Raw genomic sequence first — 19,617 nt, 5'->3', positions numbered from 1 at the left:
GCAGCTTGGTGTGCAGCCCGCCTCTGGTCCGTCCGATACATCGGGGTAGAGCCCCTTTTTGAGCAGGCTGGCTGCCGTGCGATGCGCCTTGAGATGGGTGGCATCGATCATCAGCTTGTCTGTGCCGCCGCCCCGGGCCGAGAGTTCGGCCAGAATGCGGTTGAACACACCCAGCCGGCTCCAGCGAATGAACCGGTTGTAGATCGTCTTGTGCGGACCATAGGCGGCCGGCACATCCCGCCAGCGCAGCCCGTTACGGATCACGAACAGAATCCCGCTCAGCACCCGTCGGTCATCGACCCGAGGTACCCCGTGCGAGCGTGGAAAGAATGGCTCGATCCGCCGCATCTGCGTCGGCGACAGCAGTAACAAATCACCCATGGTGGCCACCTCCAGCCACCTTGAATCATCATCGCTCCTTCAACTCAACAATTTAATGGGTCCTGACCCTAGTTGTTTCCTGACGCCAGATCGAAGGTCTCGTCAGCATTTCAGACATGCAGAAATTGCCAGTGCGAGCAGCGCTCTTTGCTCTCGTGACAGCATTCGAGATGTCCATGGCGGATGCGATAGGGAGACGCTTCGAAACGCCGGGCCGCTGGCTGGAGAAGCTTAGCGCCGAAAGAAGAAAGAAGATTTCTCAAGTGATCGCCGATGCGAAGAGTGATGATGGATTTGTGGACGAGATCCTATTCACTCAGTTCTGCGACAAATCTGATATTGTTCGAAAAGGAATAGAGCTCCCCCGGAGCGCGACATCGGCCGCCGACGTGTTCCGGCGAGCTGAGAAACTTAGAAATGCTGTTGCGCATGGAAATGACTGTGCCTGGCTCCTTCCGCCGCGAAAAACATCGCAGTGTTGGTCAGAGATATGATGATTTTGAAAAGGGAGATTGATGGATAGAAGGCTTGCTCTGCGCAGTTGCCTTTTTGGTGCGTTGGGAGACGAAACGGAGACTGTGCAGGACCCTCCATTAAGCGCTCGAGGTTGCGCGCGTACTCATCTTCCAGTTCGACGCCGGCCTCTTGGAGAATGGCTACTTCTTCTCTGGTTAGAAGCCAGTCAGGCGACTCTACAGGGGGCACGTCGGCGGTGCCTTCGCCTAATAAATCCTCGTCCTCCGCAGCCTGCTGTGCGGCTGCCAATGCTGCCTGGATAGTCAGCGTCGCGTCGAAGACCGTGTCCCTCTCGGTGATTTCGAACTCGTGGCCACGCTCGGTTTGATACTTACGACCAAGAAAGCGATCCCGCAGTTCAGCGAACTGCCGATGCATGTCCTCTCGGCCAGCGTGATGTTTTTCGATGCCCTCGGGTTTGAAGTAGCAGACCATTTGCTCGACACCGCCTTGATGATGCCCCGGCGACGTGGCCAGGCGACTAGGAATGGGTGTTGATATCCTGCTCAATCTGCCGTGCTGATTCCAGAATGTCATCGAAACTCGGCGGAGTGCCGAAGATCATGGCCGCCGTATTGGCATAGTCGCGCGTGAGCGCGTCCACCATCTTTGGAGCGGGCGCGATCGCGAAGCTGCCCGGGACTGCTGAGGCGAGGTCATAGTCGGGACGGTCGAAAAACATTCGTGCGTGCCGCACGCAGTCGGCGCCAAGATCGAGATCGCCGAGCGCGGCCTTTCCGGTCTCGGATCCGAGAAGACAGTGCATGTATGGACAGCCTCCGTGTGGCAAGGGCTTTCTGACATTGATGACAGGTTGGTCGGGTGCAGGCATGTATTCGGCCTTTGAGTGCGGCCTGTTCATGCCGCTGGCCTTGAAGTCCGCGGATCGGATCCCAGACAGGTCAACGCGCTTTTTGAGCGGCACCCACTGAGCGGGTTTTTCCGATCCCGGTTCGACCGTCGGTCATCACACCATCAGCACCTCACCAACCTCTGTGCATCCTCTGCGACTACGTCACTACGCCGGTGAATCCGCGAAGCGCTTGCCCGTAGTCATCAGCGCCCAGACGATCCGGGCCATCTTGTTTGCCAAGGCCACCGCAACGACGTTGTACGGCTTTTTCGCCAGAAGCTCGGCAGCCCAGCGAGTGGGTGCCGCTTTGCCCTTACGACAGAAGCGAAGCACGGCATGGGCTCCCACAACAAGAAGGCGACGGATGTAGGGATCGCCTTGCTTGCTGATCCGCCCGAGCCGATCCTTTCCTCCGGATGAGTTCTGTCGCGGCACCAGGCCAAGCCAAGCCGCGAGTTGCCGGCCGGATTTGAACAGGGAAGCATCTGTCACGGTCGCAACGATTGCGCTGGCGGTGATCGGACCGATGCCGGGGATCGTTTCGAGGCGACGGCTCAACTCGTGCGAACGATGCCAGATGTGAATCTGTCGGTCCAGCTCACCGACCTTCTCGTGCACCTCACGAAATTGCTGTAGGGCCGATCGGGCAAGCGGGGGAATGAGGTCGTGCCCCTCGTCCTCAACCAACGCGACGAGCATGCTCAGCCCTGTAGCACCCTATCGGCCGCCGTGCGATGGCCATAGTCGGCGATCGGCTCATTGCGATACCAGTAGATTGCCTTGTCGACGTCGCCGGTGAGCTCCGTCGCGGCCGAGATCACCTTCACCATCTCGCGCATCCTGCCCTGCAGGCGCTCAGATGAGGGGTTGCGCAGCGTGTTGCGATGGACGCCGGTCAATTGCGCCAGATTGGCCACCTTCACGCCAAGCGCCTGCGACAGGCGTTTCGGCGAGATATAAGGCGTGCGCGGCTCCTGAAGGCTATCGACAAAGCCTGAGATCGCGGTGGAATGTGCGAGCTGTGCGTGGGTTATGACAAATTACGACCTCTCATACGCACAATATATTAACATTCGAATGCATAGCAAGTGGACACGAATTATATGACTTGGTTTAACGGCACTCTGCAATTCGTCAGGCTAAGGGGCAGCATAAGGCCCCGGAGCGGACGGCAGGGGACGGGCGGATTGGTTCCGATAGCGGACCTTCTCTAGTGCGGGTGTCAAGGTGGAAGTAGCGCGTCGACAAGGCGTTCGATCGTTTCCGCTACGCCGTCGTCGACTAGTGTTTGCCGGATCGCCCGCCGCTTGGCGGTGAAGTGCGCGCTGTCGGGTAGTTCGATGCGGGCGGCGATTCCGGCAGCGTGCAGCGCCGCCGCGGCAAGGTCCACGTGCAGTGCCTCGGAAGCGTCGAATTCAGGGATAGGCAGCGTCCAGACGAGATTGTCGAAGTCACGCGGATCTCGCTGTCCGACTGGCTGAAGGTCCTTTACGCGATCAAGCACAATACTCGTGTTCAGGACGGCAGCAACGTACGCGGCTTCTTCGAGTGAGTTGGCGGCCGACCAATAGGCCTTGTGGTCGATAATCACATCGTCGTCCTCTAGCCAGCACGCGCTCAATCGCGTTCCAGCTTTCGTGTAGAGAACTCGAATCGGCGATCTCGCCGCCTGCGCCACCAGTTTTTGAAGGTGGTTTAGCGACCGCGTCAGCGTCATACGAGGCGCGCCGTCTACCCCCTTGTTGCTATGCTCGTTCCACTTCGTTTCGGCATCGCGCAACCACGCCGCAAGGCCACGATGGCCTCGTGCGTCAGCGCTTGCCGCCGTGAGGATTGCACCGCTCTCCATCGGAACCACGCCCGTCACGAGGTCGAGGAGCCGATAAGGTGCGACGGACTCTCCCAGCGCAATTCGACGCACGAATATGCGTTCGACCGGGCCCTCGGGAGGCTCGACGCCGGTCCACGGCCGCTTGTCGAGACTACCAACACGGCCGCGCAGGCGCGGCGCATCGCGGCGGCTTTGCAGGCGTCCGGCTGCGGCATACTCCACGAGAACAAAGCGCCTTGGAAAGAGGCTTGCACCATTACGGAAGCGTGTCCGATATGGAGATGCAGCAAGTAGCGTTCTCGGCCTTGGCCAAGCCGCGCGCATATGCGCGAGCACCTCGGCCGCCTCGGCCTCGCTGGCATCACGCCGTGGAAGCACACCTACCCAGCGATCGAATTCCGCCGGCGGCGGCCCGGCACGGTCACGCTCACCGAACAGCACACAGGTGCTCGTCGTGCTGCTGCCGGATTGCGCACCGAAGATCGGCCACACCCGCTCCAGACCCCAACCGCCGATGATCGCTACCCGCACGCGCTCCATGCCCCCGTCGCGCATTCCGGCGAACACGGGAGCGTTGAGCGCGGCATAGGGCAGAACGAGCGCCAGCACGCCGCCGTCGCGCAGGTAGCGTTCCGCGCCGCGCGCCCAAAACAGCGCACACATATCCTGTTGTGTGGCCAGACTGCCACCGACCCAGAGATTGTAGCTCCGCAGCGCCTCGCGCAGCCGGTCCTTCATGTCCGCGCTCAGGTGGCGATAAACGATCCAGGGCGGATTGCCGATCAGGACGTCAGCCCGGTGATCGGGATGCGACAGCCACACTGGGCGCAGCAAGTTGCGCAGAATGAAAGTCCAGATGTGGTTGCGGCCGTCAAGATAGAGTTCCTTGAGCTGCGCGAAGGTTTGGCCGAGCATGGCCGCGTCCTCGGTGGTCGCGCCGGCGAGAGCGATGGCATGGCGAATGGCCTCCGGCTCGGCGAGCGTGTCGAGCCCGCGGTTGAGCTCGTCGAGCGCACGCTCGAACAGATGTTGATCGCTCGCCAAGCCGGCGGGGATGCGCAGGGGCGGATCGTTGGGCGGCACGTCGACCAGCACTTCGGCCGATGCGCCCAGCGGTCGCAGGTTCCACTGCATCGAGTCGCCCATATAAACCGGCACGCTGAGCGTGGGCGGCCGATCCTGTACCAAATCGCCGAGTGCCAGCAGCCACGTGACGCGCGCGAGCGCGACCGCGACAGGGTGCACGTCGATCCCGAACACGCGATCGGCACAAGTCTCGACGATCTCGGCTGGTGGCACCCCAGCCTGCCGACCGGCTTCGATCAGGCGGCGAAGCGCATGGAACAGAAAGGTCCCAGAGCCACAGGACGGATCGAGCACCCGCTGTTCCAGCGGGCGAGGAATAGCCGCCGTGACCACCCGCGCGGCCAACCAGTCGGGGGTGTAGTATTCACCGAGGTCGTGGCGCTCGTCGGGGTCGATCAGGCTCTCGTAGAGGCTCTTGAGCACGTCGACCTTGACATCGCGCAGGCGAAAACGAATCGTTTCGGCGGCAAGCGAACGCACCAGGTCATCGCCGCCCGTTGCGAGTAGGGGCCAGTCGAAGAAGTCAGCCTCGACGGCGCCGACAATACCCTCATTCGCCAGCAACCGGCCCGACAGCATCTCCGCCGGATCGCCAATTTCCAGATCGAGGACGCGCGCCGCGATCGCCTTCACGAGGATAGTCAGATAGGTGTGTTGGAGGAACAGCGCATCACTGCCCACGTCATCGCCGTATACCTGGCGCAGCAACCCATCCCACAGGTTCCGCTTCAACCGCACTTCGGGATGGTCGCCGACCTCGGACCACAGGCGCTGCAGTTGCGCGTGCGCGCGGCCGAAGGCAAGGCTGTATCGACCGAACGCGAGCGCGACAGCGATCGGTGTCGGCATCACCTCGGGAACGGGCGAGAGCAGCGGCTCGAGCCAGGTCAGCAACCGTTCGGGGTGGTCGACGTCGACGTCATAGCGGCCGATGCTCGTGAGCCTGCCGAGATCCAGCGTGTAAGCGAGCAGCGTCGCGCCGTCGGTGGCAAGACCGACGGTGGTACGGCCAGGTGCGCTGCCGCGGCTTGCATCGGCCAGATAGTCGGGCATACGGGCGACGACATCACGCTCTTCGCGCCGTAGATCGCTCTTCAGCTCGATCACGGTGGCGCCCCACGCCACGTCGATCCGCCCACTGTTGTCGACAAGGTAGCGCTCGTGCTCTAACTCGCTGAACGCGGCGCCGAAGCCTTCTCGCAGCAGTTCCGTGATCAGGCCCCGCAACGCCTCGTGTCGTGGCCGGGAAGCCATCGATCGGACGATGTCGGGCAGACGATCTCCGCGCCAACTGTTTGCCACTTTCCCCTCCCGCTTGAGGCTGTACCGTTGCCGCCGCATGCGCGAGAGCATAAGTTGCCACCATGAGATTCGCTCAAGCAGACTTGTTCGCGCAAGACGACGCCGAACGCAACACGCTATCGCAATCAGAGCGGGTAGCGATCCGATCGCGTCTGGAAACGACACTGGCCAAGCTCGAAGCCACGGCAATCTTCCCTTGGCGCGATCCGCTGGACGCCGTGCACGAGGAGAACCGCTTCCAACGCGACAGCGAAATGCTCGGTGAGGAGGGCGTTCTTCTGTGGCACCGGTTCGACACAGAGATGGACCGGCTCCACGCGACGCGGTTCTCTTCCGACCTCCGCTCCGCTGGATCGACGAATTGACCAGTAGTTTGTCAAGTGCTTGGAAGTCGACCAGAGCCAAAATGAGGCGCAAAGTTACTACGCAAGCTTTGCCTGAAATGGGCCGCTGGGCCCAAATGTCTTTAGTCCGCCCCCCAATTTAGCCAGCCAATCCCTATTAATGGCGAGCCCCAGCTCAGCCTCGCTGTGAGGGCACGTCGCTGATGACAGGCGTACGGGAGTCTCCGGTGCGACCGGAGATGAACGTAACTAACGGGTAATCGAGCTGCCGGTCGATTACGTACCGCCGGACCGTCCTGCAAAGTCCGACCAATCCCATCAGCTGTCATGAGCTCATGAGGTTCAGATAGCCGGCGGAAGGTTTCGTCCCCGTACCTTTCGCGAGGCCTGGCAGGGGCGCTACGAACATATCGCTCTCTCAGGGAGGCAGAGACCGTATCAGGTGTCGGAACCGTCTCGCTCCGAACCGTGCTCCGAGGACAAAGTAGTGCCTCGAGGCAAAAGAGATGAGGCCGCAGATGGGAAAGACGCTTGTTAAGCGCTCCCGTTTTCGGCGTCCCACTGGCACCAGCGAGCTTCGCCTCCAGTTCGGCGGCGATGTCGCTCGCAAAGGCTAGGTTCGCCCCGCTGACAGAGGGGACCAGCCCCCTGAAGTTAGGGTCCATCGTCACACTCGCATGATTGTAGAAGAGGTAAAGTGGGACCCACGGCGGGGGCGTGTCCCGCAGGGTGCGGAATTGATAGTCATGCTTGGGCGAGGGCCTATGCAGCAGCTCGCTGTAGGAGCGGTTCTTGTTTTGGACCACGGCGGCGTTTAGGCGCTTGGCTTGGATCCGCACCCAAAGGTCGCGACCCTCAGACACGTTCCAGAACCGCAGATCAAGATCACCCCCGGTGTCCTTTTCGATCGGGTAGGAGATGACGAGCTCTGGACCGGCGAACGCGGCCAGCGCGCCCGTGAGGATGTCGGTCATGGTTTCTTCCCGGAACCTACCGCGCTTGAGGTTGGTCTCGCGGTCGAGCAGTCCCCCGATCACAAGAGGTAGCCGTGTTGCCAGGTCGCAAAGTGTTGCCAACGTTGTAATCCTACGATGACTATTGCCGCTCCGCGAATTCCATAATCACCTACACTCAGCGCAGGGAGTTAGCGTGTGGTTTCAAGCGAGCGGTAATGAACGGGGTCGTGGTTCCGCACGGCATCTAGGATCAGCGTGACGATCGCCTGCGCCTCGCTCATGTCTGGCAAGCGCGAATGACGGCCTATCCGAGCTACAGGCTTCGGCATGGCGCGCTCAAGGACAAGGTCAAGAGCTGGGGCCAGGACTCGCCAAACGCTCCTGCACTGCAAGGCCGCCGGGCCAAGAGCCAGAACTGTCCAACAGGCTGATTGACGTGCACAAGACAGCATACGCGTCCTTCGGCGAAAGCCTCGCACGAAATACGTGGTGAGGCCCGACGCAACCGGCCGGTGCCAGTCGTCGGCTCTTGTGGGGTGAAGGCTCTGAAACGATAATTTTCCGTTCGCATCGACGGGAGAAGCAAGTGTGGACCACCAGCGGTCACCGCTGCCCCGCGCCAATGGTCGGTCTGCCGGGGCACCGAGTTATAATGGAGATAATCTTCTTTTGTATCTAGGTCGATGATGATATCCGTCATGCCTGCCAAAATGAGTCGGCGCTGGGCACAGCGTGACGACCCTATTCTGGCGGGCCGAGGCGGCTGCCCCAGCACCTAGCAGCGAGAAAACACACGCAAGGAGAACTCCATTGCCTTCTTCAGAGACCAGAGCGCAGACACTCGGCCCTAGCATGATTTGGCGGAACTGGGTGAGCAATCAGGTTTGTCGGGTGAAGCATTTCGAAATGCCAAGTTCGGACGATGACGTCTGCAGAACGATCAAGACAGCAGCTTCAACCAATCTGCGCGTCCGCGTAGTGGGTACGGGGCACTCTTATACGCCGATTGTCCCCACGGACGGAGTTCTAATCTCCGCGGAGCGTCTAACAGGGATCGAAAATATCGACCCAACCAACGGCAGCGTAACCCTCCGCGGCGGAACGCGGATTTGTGACGTTGGCCTTGAACTGCGTTCTGCTGGTTGGGCATTGCCCAACCAGGGCGATATCGATCTGCAGACGATGAGCGGGGCCGTATCGACGGGTACGCATGGCAGCGGCGATAGTTTGCAATGCTTAGCGGGCCCGATAATTGGAATGCGGATAGCGATGGGCGATGGATCCATCGCCAATTTCGATGCTTCGCAAGACATCGATGTCCTCAACGCTGCGAAAGTTTGTCTCGGAATGCTTGGCGTGGTGCTTTCCGTCACGATGAAGCTTGTTCCTGCTTTTGATCTTCATGACAAAATATGGCGTGAGGATTTTGAAGAATGCATGAATCATTTGGATCAGCTATGTCAGGAAAACCGGAGCCTCCGCGTGTTCTGGTGCCCGACCGAACACTCGGCATCGTTATACAGCCTGCCCGACACGTCTGGCATTGGTCGTACGCGCAGTAAAGCTGATGTCTGCGAAATCAGAACGCTGAACGTCACAACTCAGCCGTCAGCAGCTGTCGAAGCACAGGCCGGCGAGAGAATAGGGCCCAGCTATCGGATATTTCCGGGTTCAATTCCGATGCCGAACCATAACGAATGCGAATACTCGGTGCCCTACGAGGACGGTCCGGCGGTATTGCGTGAAATACGCAAGCTGATCCAGACGAAGCATCCGTCGCAGATATTCCCGGTTGAGTATAGAACCGTGGCGGCTGACGATATTTGGTTGAGTCCATACTTTGAGCGGAAGACCGCAATGATATCGGTGTCCGGCGCAGCAGGAGAGGACTACTGGGATTTCATCCGCGATTGCGAGACAATCTTTTCCTGGGTAAAAGGTCGTCCGCACTGGGGCAAACTTCACAGCCTGGGCCGGTCCGAGATCGAAGCCTTGTACCCAAGATACGGGGATTTTATTTCTCAAAGGGCTCGCTTCGACCCGGACGGTCGCTTCCTGAACGACTACCTGCGCGAACGTTTCGGCTAAAAGCTTTTATCTATGGTGGCTTCTGCGGTTCGCTGCATAGCCGCCTGGAACTTGCTGCCATCTTTAGCGATCATGTTGGCGAGGATGTCGATGATCAAATATTGTCCAGCGACCCTGGAGAATGCTCCTCGCGTGATGGGCGTGTCTGTTGAGGATGCTCCCAGTACAGCGTCCGCGTTGGCAGCGATCGGACTGCGTATATGACAGGTGATTGCGATGGTAAATGCGCCAGCCGCCTTGGCCGCCATAAGTGAGTTGATTGTATCCTTGCTCGAGCCAGATTCCGAAATTGCCAGTGCGACTTGCTTCGGCCCGAGATTCACTGCACTCATGACGGCGAGATGTGGGTCGTCCAGCACGCGCGACACCAGTCCGAATCGAACAAACAAGTAATGCGCGTATCGGGCCACATTCGCAGAGCCGCCGAACCCGTACAGATCTATGCTTTTTGCTCGTATGATCTGTTTTGCCGCCAATTCGAGAGCGGCGTGATTCAACAGGTCCGTTGTCTGCTTGAGCGCGGTGATGGCCGTCGACAGCGTGTCGTCGATGACGTCACCAGACGGGCTGGCGTGTCTGATTGTCTGGTGAGTGGAGAGTTCGATCCCCAATGCCAGTTTGAAACGCTGGAAGCTCGAAAATTTGATGTCTCTACAGAACCTCAAGACGCTCGCTTCGCTCGATCCGGATCCGTCAGCAACCTCCGTGATAGTTTGGTTCACGACCTTCGCGGGATCGTTAAGGACGTACTCACTGATGCGAAGGAGCGCCGGACTGAGGCTGGGCTGAGACGAACGCAAGCGCGCCAAGATCTTTTCCTGCATTTACGATTCCCTTGATGTCGCCGAGCTCCAGCTCCCTAGGCTTGATTGACACGGGCAGTGAAAGCAATAGGAATTTTTCAGCAGATTGCCAAGCCGTGAACATTGTTTTCGTTAGAGCCCCCAGCCGCCTGCCAGCCTTTTTGCACGGCATTTGACCATCATCGCCGCGCGGGGAGAGAGTCGCGCATGATGAAAAAAACCATCTTTCGCAGACGAAAAAAAAGTGATATTCCTTCAGCGAGAGACTGGGACCGCGGCCGCTGGGCACGAATGCGAACAGAGATGACGAGACGGGTTCTATATCGATTGGTGTCGACATCGGAGGCACCAAAACGCATTTGAGAAGCTGCCTGGAACAGGGCATGGGCCGCGACTTGGTGGTGAGGACCAGTGAATGGCGTTGTGGAGCCTATGACCACAATATTCCTGGACTAATCGCGCTAATCAGCGGATTTGCGGATGGCGCCACTCCCAACGGCATCGCGATTGGCTCTCATGGATGTGATGATGAGGCCGAGTGTGCCATCCTGCAAAAACCACTTTCCAATCATTTTGCCTGCCCGTTGAGGGTCGTCAACGATGCAGAGCTATTTCCCCTAGCCATGGGGCTTTCCAGCGGAATTGGTGTCGTCGCGGGAACTGGCTCAATCGCCGTTGCTCGGGACCAGAAAGGCAGGATGCATGTCGCAGGCGGTTGGGGCTGGGCAATCGGAGACGAAGGGAGCGCTCCCGGTTTAGTACGTGAGGCTGGTCGAGCAGTGCGACGGCACATTGACCTCGGAGGGGCAAGGTCAGAGCCGCTTGTCGAAGCGCTTTGTGAGACATTTGGACTGAATAGCCCCACGAACATCGGCACCGCTATCGCGAAGGAAGGCGGTGCCTCGGCTCTGGGGCGACACGCACCCGTTATCTTCTACGCAGCCAATGAAGGCTCGTCGTTGGCTAAGCGCGTTATTGACGAGGGCGCAGCGGCCCTGACCCAATTAGTTCACCACCTGAAGTTGGCGGGCGTGTCCGACAAAGACGTGGTGGCAGGCGGAGGGGTCATCCTCGCCCAGCCACTTTTAGCCAATGCGTTCTCCCATCAAATTTCCGATCGTTTCGGGGCGACAGTGGCGGTCACCTTCCTCGACAAGCCGCCGGTCTTAGGCGCCTGCGTCTTGGCGCGGCAACTTTGCAGTGCCGGGGATGGCCCAGAGACCTCAATTGTCTCTCAACATATGGATATCCAATGATTTACAGGTCAACGATCGCCCGTCAACCCAATCAGTTTCGCCATACCTTGGAAGTGGTCGGAACGCAGCTTCGCGACCTTGATCTCGCGCCATTTGAAAAGGGGACTGTCGTCGTTACAGGAATAGGCGCGAGTTACGAGGCAGCGGGGGTAGTGGCCGGTGAGCTGCAACGCCGCGGCAGACGAGCAAATACTTGGCGCGCAGTCGATCTCATGGAGCCGGGGGACCCTGGCGACGCGATCATAGTCTTTTCTGTCGGAGGAAGAAGCATCGAGCCAATCGCTGCACTCACCATCCACAGCACGTTACCATCCCTCGCGATTACAAGCGGAGGCAACGACCCGCTGTCACGCACCGCTTCGGCAGCACTTCGCTTCGAGTCCGGTCCGGATTCACTGCCGTCGAGCACCGGCTACACAGGCTCGCTGCTGGCAGGCGGGCTGCTGATAGATGCGCTCTGCGGTGAAGACAGCTTCAATTGGAACGACATTCCTCTGATAGCAAGCGAGGTCTTGGAAACCTCTGCGAAAAAGATGGCACGCATTGGAGAAATGTTTCATGACCAGCGGGCGATCGATTGCGTTGGCGCGATATCGGCTTTGGGTACGGCGGGCGAGGCTTGTTTGCTCATTCGCGAGGCTGCGAGGGTGCCCACCGGCGTCGCAGACACGCTGCACTACTTGCACGGCCCGATGGAATCGATGGATCAGGCAACCGGGATTTTGATATTTGGTGACGGCCGCGAAGTGCGATTGGCGCAGGAATTGGCTGAAATCGGCTGTGCAGTTCTTCTGGTAACCGCAAGCGAGTCGCCTCAGGACGCCAAAAACCTAGCAGTTGTGAAGGTGCCATCTTTGCAGAACCGTGTGGGACGATCAATCGTGGACATCCTGCCCGCTCAGCTGCTAGCCGCAGAACTGTCCGACGCGGCCGGACTTACTGATGCCCAATTTCGTTATAGCCAAAATGACACAAAGGTGACCGTGAATGAATCGGAGCCCCGGGTCTGAGCACGCGCGTCACGAGATGACACGTTCCGGGCATCCTTCTTGGCCCTGATCAAGACAGCAATGGCGAGCCAGTGGCAGTGATCCCGCTGTCTCGAGGCCGTTGACGGGCAAGAATGCGTCGTGCTTCACCTGCCGATTTCCATGCTACGCAGCATTCTGTTTCCAAAGGCGTATGAAACTTGGAAAGGTAACCCTACAATAAAACTATACACCGTGGAATTGTCTCGGCACTTCATCACGTCGACGGCCGCGAATAGCTCACCACGGGGAACACTGCATCGTGACGCCCTCTGCTTACTGAAGCTCGCTTTAGCATTGCTGACAGCAGCTTGGGGACCCATTCAGGGCGAGAATAAATAACTCCAGGACTAACGGACGATGGCATCTTCCCGGCCTAAAGTGTCTTCGGCGCTCATTACACCCGCGATCGGGTTCCTATGTCTCGCGACGCTCGTCCCGATTGCAGCTGTCGTTGCCCTCTCGTTCGGGGACTTCAACATAGCCTTCCCGGAAAAGACGCGCTTTATCGGGCTTTACAATTACGCGCGGTTCTTGTCCGACGGTCGGTTCATCAACGCCGCGCTGGTTACGTTCATTTTGGTCGTCGTCCCCGTCGTCCTCCAATTACTGTGTGGATTAGCGTTGGCAATAGCGCTTAAGGAAAAGCTCGTTGGCACACGGTGGATGCGAGCAGCTTTCCTGCTTCCGTCCGTAGTTCCGCCAGCGGTAGGCGGAATTGTGTGGAAGCTGTTCCTCATTCCTGGTGTCGGCGGCTTGTCTTATCTCGCAAGCTTGTTCGGTCACAATTTCGAAGCTGACTTACTTGGAAGCAAAACGTCAGCGCTGATCTCGGTGATCATCGTATCGATTTGGTTTGGCGTTCCCATCGTTGCTTTGCTGCTTCTCTCGTCTTTGGACTCGATCCCAGACGAGATTTATGAGGCGGCAAACCTCGACGGAGCAAGTTGGGCCCAGGCGCAATGGCATATTTCCATACCGCTTGTCATACCTGCGATGGGAGCCGTCGCCGTGTTTCAAGCTTTAGAGGTCCTTGGGATTTTCCCCGTGATCTTCGTGTTGACAGGTGGCGGGCCGGCTGGGGCGACTGAACCCCTAAACTTCTACGCTTTTCTGACCGCATTTACATATCTCGATCTAGATTATTCCGCCGCAATTCTCGTGGCATTCACAACAACGATCGTCGGCGTGTGTTTTTGGTCTATTCGCCAAATCTCGGCCACTCGCGTTGGGAGGTAAGCCCATGCATCGATACTTTGGACGTCACATCTCCGAATATCATCCACTCGCCAAATCTCGGCCCCTCGCGTTGGGAGGTGAGCCCATGCGTCGGGACCTCGGACGTCGCATCTACGGATACCTTGTCTCCGCTGCCTTTGCGCTATTCCTGTTCTCGCCGATATTGTGGACCCTATCGACATCTCTCAAGCAGCCGACCGAGATGTTTCAATGGCCGCCCGTGATCGTGGGGGAGCCATCCGCTCAGCACTATACCGCGATAATTGCTGACAAGGACTTCTCTTCCGCGCTCATCAATTCAATTGTGGTCTCATGCAGCACCATCATATTGACCATGGCGCTTTCGATCCCGGCAGCCTTTGGCATCTCTCATTTGCGGAAAACTGCGATGCGAAGGCTATTGACGCTGGTGTTGGCACTCCGGGCGGCGCCAGCGATGATCTACATCATCCCCTACTTTCTCTTTTTTCGCCAAGTACACCTCGTCGACACGAAGATTGCGCTGATCATCGTCAACACAATGTTCGCGGTTCCGCTTGCGATATGGTATTTGTCGGCGTTTTTTGACCAAGTGCCGCGTGAAATTGAAGAAGCCGCGATGATAGACGGCGCGTCAACGCTGCAGACGATGACGCTCATCTCGATACCCATCGCCAAATCTGGTATCATGGCAACAGCAATACTGATATTTATTGGTTCGTGGAATGAGTTTCTTTTCGCGCTGACACTGACACGCGATGACGCGAAAACTGCCGCCGTCGCAATACTGAATTTCATCCCATTTGAGGGGACCGATTGGGGCAAGGCGGCAGCCGCATGCGTGCTTATGCTGGTCCCGATCGTGGTGTTCGTGCCGTTCGTAAAAAAATACGTCGCCGGCCCAACAACGACCGGTTCCGTGAAAGGGTGAAACGCTAGCTCAAGGAGAAAAGCAATGAGATGTCTTGGAATTCTTGCTGTTGCATTAGGTGTTGCCGTCGGCGGCGGAGCGTCGGCTCAGCAGCGCTATGACGGCGTGAAAATAAAGGTCCTATCGACAAACTCGGCATACGATTTGGAGCTCAAAAAATTCGCGCACGAATTCACAGAGAAGACTGGCGCTGAAGTGCAGTTTGATCTCTTCGGTTATGCGCCGACCGTTCAAAAAGTGTCGGTCGAGCTCCTAACGCGTTCAGATAGTTACGACGTGGTATACTTAGGGAGCGAGGAGTTCGGGCGATACGCATCTGGCGATATCCTGGAGCCGCTCGATAATTACATAGACATGAAGAGTGCGGACGTACAGGATTTCATCGCTCCCGTGCTGCGCCTCTACAATAAGGACGGCAAACAGCTGGCATTTCCGCATTTCGCGGCGACACAGCTCCTGTATTATCGTGCCGACTTGTTCGAGAAAGCCGGAATCAAACAGCCACCGCAAACGTGGGAAGAGTTCCGTAATGATTGTGATCTGCTGAGAAAGGCAGACATTCAGTGCACGGCGCTACGGGGTCAACCGGATACTGGCGAGAATATATGGTTTTGGGGCCAGGTTCTTTATGGTTTTGGCGGTAAATATTTTGCGAACGAACCAGCGGATCTGACGCCCACGGTAAATTCGCCCGCTGCGGTGGAGGCGCTGAAATGGTACACGGATGTGATGACCAATTTCACTGTGCCTGGGAGCATCTCAGCAACCTTCGATGATGTTGTCATCGCGATGCAGCAGGGCCGCATTGCTATGACTGTCGAAGGCGCTCCCACCGCAGGTCGCATTCTCGATCCCAAGCTGTCGAAGGTCGTCGGCAAGCTTGGGTTTGCTTTGCCCCCTGGCGGCGTAAGTGGGAGGTTCCCGCCCTTTGCGGGACAGGCGTATGTCATTCCAGCTGCATCAGAAAACAAGGCAGCTGCAGCGGCCTTCCTTCAATGGGCGACGAGTAAAGATCTCATGAAGCGGATTTCGCTCGACAGCACCTTTGTCGCCATCACCAGGACATCGCTGTGGGACGATCCGGAAATCCGTGCGAAACATGACTATGATTATGGCCATGGATCGTTTGCGGCAACGTATGCAGAAACGCTTCGCGGGGCGCCCGAGTGGTATTATCCTCGCATTCCAGAATTCAAGGAGATCGGCGATCGCCTTGGCCGTGCCCTGCAAGAAGCGGTTGTCAGGAGCAAGAGCCCAGAGGCTGCGTTGGACGATGCTCAAGGTGATGCGGTCGAAATCGTGAAGCGCGCTGGATACCTGAAATAGCCGTTACACGTCGCCACCGGCGCGGTTTTGCGCGCCGGTGCGCGCGCGAACTGAACCTTCATAGCGCGTGGGATGAGAGTTGAGGAACTTTAGTATAGTCTGGATTTGCAGCGATCAGCAGCGTTGGGACACCTTGCAGTGCCTAGGGTTCAAAGGCACGCAGACTCCCAATATTGACCGCCTGGCGGCGAGGGGCACGGCATTCGCCCGTGCGTATTGTCAGAGCCCTATCTGCACGCCGAGCCGAACGAGCTTTCTGACAGGCTTGTATCCGATCGCACACCAAGTGCATCAGAACGGCGCCGGCACATTTCCTTCGCATCTCGTTTTGCTCCCAAAACTGATGGCGAACGCCGGATACTATACAGGGCACATAGGAAAGCTGCACCTGTCTGCCACACGTGGCATGATAGAAAAGCGCCCCGATGATGGATTTGCCGAGTTCTACTGGAGCCCTGAGCCATTTCCGGAGTGGTCAGGCAACCACGACTATCATGCGTGGATGTGGTCAAAAGGGATCAATCCCGAAGCCTACTTCAAACCCTATCTTGACCAACACTATGGTCCGGGACCAGCCGCAGAATATCGGCAGGCGCGTTGGGCAGGCGATCGGGCTGAGCGCTTCATCAAGATGCATTCTGATCGTAGTTGGTATTTAGGCGTTAACATCGACGCGCCTCATCCGCCCCTCAATCCCCCGCCAGACTACCTCAGCCGGTTCAATCCAAATGATATGCCTGATCCTGCGTTCAAGCCGATTGATCTCGAGCACCAGAAGAAATTTGAACGAGTCGATCAGCAAGCGAAATTCGCGGTGGATCCTTGGCACGCAGCAACAGACGCGGGTGAGGCGCACAACGACGAATTGGCAGGACCTACGCATGAAGCGCCACCAACGAAGTTCAATATTTGGGAGATGAGAGCGGCCTATCACGCCGAGGTGGCACAGGTGGACGATCTGGTCGGCCGGATACTAGACACTTTGACGGAAACCGGCCAGCTGGATCGCACGATCATCGTCTTCATGAGCGATCATGGTGATATGATGGGCGACCACGGCCTGCTCTACAAAGGCTGCCGGTTCTATGAGGGTGTGGTGCATGTCCCACTTGTGATTTCCGTGCCTGGCAGCCCAGCCCAAGGATCCGTGTCGAATGCACTTGTCGAGCTGGTCGATATTGCGCCCACATTGCTCTCGTTATCGGAGCTTGAGGTCCCAAAGGCCATGCAGGGGCTGTCACTCGACCAGATGCTGCTTGGGAACACTTCACTGGATTGCCATAAGCCATACGTTGTCAGTGAGTATCACAACTCCCTCAGGTTCCGCGGCAGCCGAGGGTCTCGCGCATCGATGTACTATGATGGACGTCACAAACTAAATGTATATCACGATGTTGGAATAGGAGAGCTGTTCGATCATAAAGAGGACCCCAATGAGCATTATGACCTATGGGATAGCCACCATCACAGGGGGTTGAAATACGACCTATTAGGCCGCAGCTTTTCCGCAATGATGCTTAGAAGTGGATCCGGCCCGGAGAGAATTGAGGACTATTGACCTTGGCGGACCGACGCCAGGACGGTCACGAGCGAGGCATTGTTCTCGCGACCTTGGGGCCGCCCTCGGTCGATTGTCCAGAAATTGTTCGATAATTTATGGTATCTCGCTGCTCTTTCCTTCATTCATAAGGGGTGAGGATTGTGGAAATGAGCGTCAACTCACCTGCAATGAAAGCGGCATCGCACGAGAGCATCTTGGCTCGCCTGCAGGACGACATCGATCGATTGCCCAATGCGCTCGCTCGCATTGCCAAATACATTCTGGAAAACCCGGAAAAGGTGCTGCACCAATCGGTCGCGGAGCTAGGTGAATTCGCGGCCAGTGGTGAAGCGAGCATATTGCGGCTTTGCCGGCAGATAGGCTTTTCCGGCTTCCGCGACTTCAAGCTGGCATTGGCGGCCGAGATTGGCCGCCCGGGACTGCCTCCTACTGCTGCTGGAACTGCGGATAGCGCTCTGCAATCCTTGCACGACACCATGGCGCAAAACCTCAGCATCGCACACAACAATGCCGATTCCGAAACTCTCGCGAAGGTCGCCGCCGCGCTTGCGGCAAGCAGACGGATCGACCTCTACGGCGCCGGAATGTCCGGTATAACGGCAGAACTGCTTGCCTATCGGCTTTTGCGTGTCGGGCTAACGGCCTTTGCGTTCAGGAATTCCAACATGGCTCACGAAGTCGCCAGCGGGCTTAGTCCCGGATGCGTTGCGATCGGCCTTTCGATCTCCGGCCTCACGGTTGACACCGTCCAGTTCCTCAAGGGCGCCCGTTCTGCGGGGGCACTGACCGTCGCCATCACCAACCGCGCCCGCAGCCCGCTCGAGAAAGCGGCTGACTTCACCCTGCAGGCCTCCGGCCTTCAAGACCACCCGATCGGCGGCACCCTAACATCGACGATCGGCAAGATCTTTGTGATCGAAAGCCTCATGCTGGCGCTCGGAAAGGCGATGGATAAACCGGTTGCCAAATGAAATTAAACTCCATATTGTCACGAAAATGAAATAAAGCACCGATAGAAGTCACGCCCACCGAAAGGGAACTCGGAATGGCAGCGTTAGACCTTCACATCGACGACATCGGCAAGCGGTTTGGCGCGATTGATGTCCTGCGCGGCATCTGTCTAAGGGTTGCTGCGGGGGAGTTTGTGACACTGCTGGGGCCGTCCGGGTGTGGTAAATCAACGCTTCTTCGGATCATCGCGGGGCTGGAGCGTGCCGACCAGGGCCATGTGCGTGCAGGCGGCAGGGGGCTGGACGCGGTGGCGCCGAAGGACCGCGACCTAGCCTTCGTGTTCCAGAGCTACGCCCTTTATCCGCATCTGAGCGTGCACGACAACATTGCTGCCCCGCTGGTCATGCGTGAGCTAAGCAGCTTGGAACGGCTTCCTGTGATTGGCGCGCTGCTGCCCGGAGCCATCCAACGCAAACGCTCGATCCAGGAGCGGGTCCGGCAGACATCAGGGCTTCTCAAGCTCGACGCGCTGCTCGAGCGTCGACCGTCGGCGCTGTCGGGCGGGCAGCGCCAGCGCGTGGCTTTGGGACGCGCCATGGTGCGCAAGCCGAAGATCTTCCTGATGGACGAACCCTTGGCAAACTTGGACGCAGCGCTGCGCATCCATACGCGTGGCGAGATCGCACGGCTTCACAAGGAAATGGAAACGACGACTATCTTCGTTACCCATGACCAGGCCGAGGCGGCAGCGCTTTCAGACCGCGTCGCAGTCATCTTTGGCGGCGAACTCCGTCAGGTCGCAGCCCCTGCCGATCTCTATCGCGAACCCGTCGATCTAGACGTAGCGCGCTTCCTGGCGCAGCCATTCCTGAACGAGCTGGCAGTGGCCGCACCTATAGGCGGCGCGCTCATGATCGGCGGCAGCAGGATCATCATTCGCGATGCGCTCGGATCCGGGCTGGCCGGAACGCTGGCCTTCCGCCCCGAGCATGCGACCCTGGCTGAGAAGGATCATCCAGGAGCCCTGCCGGTTCGCGTCACGCGCATTGAGCACGCAGGGATCGACGCTCACGTCTTTGTCGATGCCGAGGCCGGCGCTCAGTTCGTCGCCCGCATTTCCGCCGAGCGCGCGCGATCACTGCGTGACGGCGACAATCTGGGACTGACCATCGACGCTGAACAGGCA

15 protein-coding genes and 3 pseudogenes are annotated in these 19,617 nt (G+C 58.3%); 10 read left to right on the top strand and 8 right to left on the bottom strand.

Annotated features, from left to right (window positions below):
- The 6 genes and pseudogenes from EN742_RS04560 to EN742_RS04535 all read right to left on the bottom strand — a co-directional run.
- Window positions 1-381: pseudogene (locus EN742_RS04560) on the bottom strand (IS5 family transposase); the annotation flags it as partial.
- Window positions 382-792: 411 nt separating this feature from the next.
- On the bottom strand, window positions 793-1,332 hold the full coding sequence (locus EN742_RS04555) for a hypothetical protein (protein WP_128332489.1): 540 nt from the start codon (window positions 1,330-1,332) through the stop codon (window positions 793-795).
- A 46-nt stretch (window positions 1,333-1,378) separates the two neighbouring features.
- Window positions 1,379-1,663, bottom strand: a complete 285-nt coding sequence (locus EN742_RS04550) for a hypothetical protein (protein WP_245492252.1) — start codon at window positions 1,661-1,663, stop codon at window positions 1,379-1,381.
- A 252-nt stretch (window positions 1,664-1,915) separates the two neighbouring features.
- Window positions 1,916-2,413, bottom strand: a pseudogene (locus EN742_RS04545) (IS110 family transposase); the annotation flags it as partial.
- 56 nt (window positions 2,414-2,469) lie between these two features.
- Window positions 2,470-2,784, bottom strand: a pseudogene (locus EN742_RS04540) (hypothetical protein); the annotation flags it as partial.
- A gap of 188 nt (window positions 2,785-2,972) precedes the next feature.
- Complete coding sequence (locus EN742_RS04535) at window positions 2,973-6,020, bottom strand: N-6 DNA methylase (RefSeq protein ID WP_128332487.1); 3,048 nt, start codon at window positions 6,018-6,020, stop codon at window positions 2,973-2,975.
- 11 nt (window positions 6,021-6,031) lie between these two features.
- Between EN742_RS04535 and EN742_RS04530 the strand changes: the two genes are divergently transcribed.
- Entirely contained in the window at window positions 6,032-6,334 is a 303-nt protein-coding gene (locus EN742_RS04530) for a hypothetical protein (RefSeq protein ID WP_127313414.1), read from the top strand.
- Window positions 6,335-8,139: 1,805 nt separating this feature from the next.
- Window positions 8,140-9,357 (top strand): D-arabinono-1,4-lactone oxidase, encoded by a 1,218-nt coding sequence (locus EN742_RS04525; protein ID WP_164783573.1) that lies wholly within the window; start codon window positions 8,140-8,142, stop codon window positions 9,355-9,357.
- Here the strand turns inward: EN742_RS04525 and EN742_RS04520 are convergent.
- The gene (locus EN742_RS04520) at window positions 9,354-10,181 is read right to left on the bottom strand and encodes a MurR/RpiR family transcriptional regulator (protein WP_128332486.1); all 828 of its coding nucleotides are present in this window, start codon (window positions 10,179-10,181) and stop codon (window positions 9,354-9,356) included. The two genes, EN742_RS04525 and EN742_RS04520, sit on opposite strands and share 4 nt — an antisense overlap.
- On the bottom strand, window positions 10,108-10,500 hold the full coding sequence (locus EN742_RS04515; protein WP_128332485.1) for a hypothetical protein: 393 nt from the start codon (window positions 10,498-10,500) through the stop codon (window positions 10,108-10,110). Before EN742_RS04515 ends, EN742_RS04520 begins: the two co-directional genes overlap by 74 nt.
- Window positions 10,501-10,543: 43 nt before the next feature.
- Here EN742_RS04515 and EN742_RS04510 point away from each other — a divergent pair, with 43 nt between their 5' ends.
- From EN742_RS04510 to EN742_RS04475, 8 genes are all read left to right on the top strand, one after another.
- Entirely contained in the window at window positions 10,544-11,416 is an 873-nt protein-coding gene (locus EN742_RS04510) for a BadF/BadG/BcrA/BcrD ATPase family protein (RefSeq protein ID WP_128332484.1), read from the top strand.
- Window positions 11,413-12,426: a glucosamine--fructose-6-phosphate aminotransferase gene (locus EN742_RS04505; protein ID WP_095521232.1), complete on the top strand. Its 1,014-nt coding sequence runs from the start codon at window positions 11,413-11,415 to the stop codon at window positions 12,424-12,426. The genes EN742_RS04510 and EN742_RS04505 overlap by 4 nt, the downstream gene beginning before the upstream one ends.
- A 378-nt stretch (window positions 12,427-12,804) precedes the next feature.
- Window positions 12,805-13,683 (top strand): sugar ABC transporter permease, encoded by an 879-nt coding sequence (locus tag EN742_RS04500; RefSeq protein ID WP_128240987.1) that lies wholly within the window; start codon window positions 12,805-12,807, stop codon window positions 13,681-13,683.
- 85 nt (window positions 13,684-13,768) lie between these two features.
- A complete protein-coding gene (locus tag EN742_RS04495) occupies window positions 13,769-14,593 on the top strand; it encodes a carbohydrate ABC transporter permease (protein WP_189375176.1) in 825 nt (274 codons plus the stop codon).
- 24 nt (window positions 14,594-14,617) lie between these two features.
- Window positions 14,618-15,919, top strand: a complete 1,302-nt coding sequence (locus EN742_RS04490) for a sugar ABC transporter substrate-binding protein (protein ID WP_029354766.1) — start codon at window positions 14,618-14,620, stop codon at window positions 15,917-15,919.
- A gap of 79 nt (window positions 15,920-15,998) precedes the next feature.
- Complete coding sequence (locus EN742_RS04485; protein ID WP_128332482.1) at window positions 15,999-17,477, top strand: sulfatase-like hydrolase/transferase; 1,479 nt, start codon at window positions 15,999-16,001, stop codon at window positions 17,475-17,477.
- Window positions 17,478-17,626: 149 nt separating this feature from the next.
- A complete protein-coding gene (locus tag EN742_RS04480) occupies window positions 17,627-18,451 on the top strand; it encodes a MurR/RpiR family transcriptional regulator (protein WP_051695325.1) in 825 nt (274 codons plus the stop codon).
- Between the two features lie 74 nt (window positions 18,452-18,525).
- Window positions 18,526-19,617: ABC transporter ATP-binding protein (locus EN742_RS04475; protein ID WP_148670025.1), on the top strand; the 1,092-nt coding region annotated here is incomplete at its 3' end.

The sequence above is a fragment of the Mesorhizobium sp. M4A.F.Ca.ET.020.02.1.1 genome, from assembly GCF_004022645.1.
GTDB lineage: Bacteria > Pseudomonadota > Alphaproteobacteria > Rhizobiales > Rhizobiaceae > Mesorhizobium.
The sequence above is the reverse complement of the archived record's forward strand: the minus strand, read 5'-3'. Positions and strand labels throughout refer to the sequence as shown.

Coding starts and splice junctions, on each gene's coding strand:
- EN742_RS04555 (WP_128332489.1), bottom strand. CDS start 1,332: ATGGTCTGCTACTTCAAACCCGAGGGCATCGAAAAACATCACGCTGGC.
- EN742_RS04550 (WP_245492252.1), bottom strand. CDS start 1,663: ATGCACTGTCTTCTCGGATCCGAGACCGGAAAGGCCGCGCTCGGCGAT.
- EN742_RS04535 (WP_128332487.1), bottom strand. CDS start 6,020: ATGCTCTCGCGCATGCGGCGGCAACGGTACAGCCTCAAGCGGGAGGGG.
- EN742_RS04530 (WP_127313414.1), top strand. CDS start 6,032: ATGAGATTCGCTCAAGCAGACTTGTTCGCGCAAGACGACGCCGAACGC.
- EN742_RS04520 (WP_128332486.1), bottom strand. CDS start 10,181: ATGCAGGAAAAGATCTTGGCGCGCTTGCGTTCGTCTCAGCCCAGCCTC.
- EN742_RS04515 (WP_128332485.1), bottom strand. CDS start 10,500: ATGTCGACACCAATCGATATAGAACCCGTCTCGTCATCTCTGTTCGCA.
- EN742_RS04510 (WP_128332484.1), top strand. CDS start 10,544: ATGGGCCGCGACTTGGTGGTGAGGACCAGTGAATGGCGTTGTGGAGCC.
- EN742_RS04505 (WP_095521232.1), top strand. CDS start 11,413: ATGATTTACAGGTCAACGATCGCCCGTCAACCCAATCAGTTTCGCCAT.
- EN742_RS04500 (WP_128240987.1), top strand. CDS start 12,805: ATGGCATCTTCCCGGCCTAAAGTGTCTTCGGCGCTCATTACACCCGCG.
- EN742_RS04495 (WP_189375176.1), top strand. CDS start 13,769: ATGCGTCGGGACCTCGGACGTCGCATCTACGGATACCTTGTCTCCGCT.
- EN742_RS04490 (WP_029354766.1), top strand. CDS start 14,618: ATGAGATGTCTTGGAATTCTTGCTGTTGCATTAGGTGTTGCCGTCGGC.
- EN742_RS04480 (WP_051695325.1), top strand. CDS start 17,627: ATGAGCGTCAACTCACCTGCAATGAAAGCGGCATCGCACGAGAGCATC.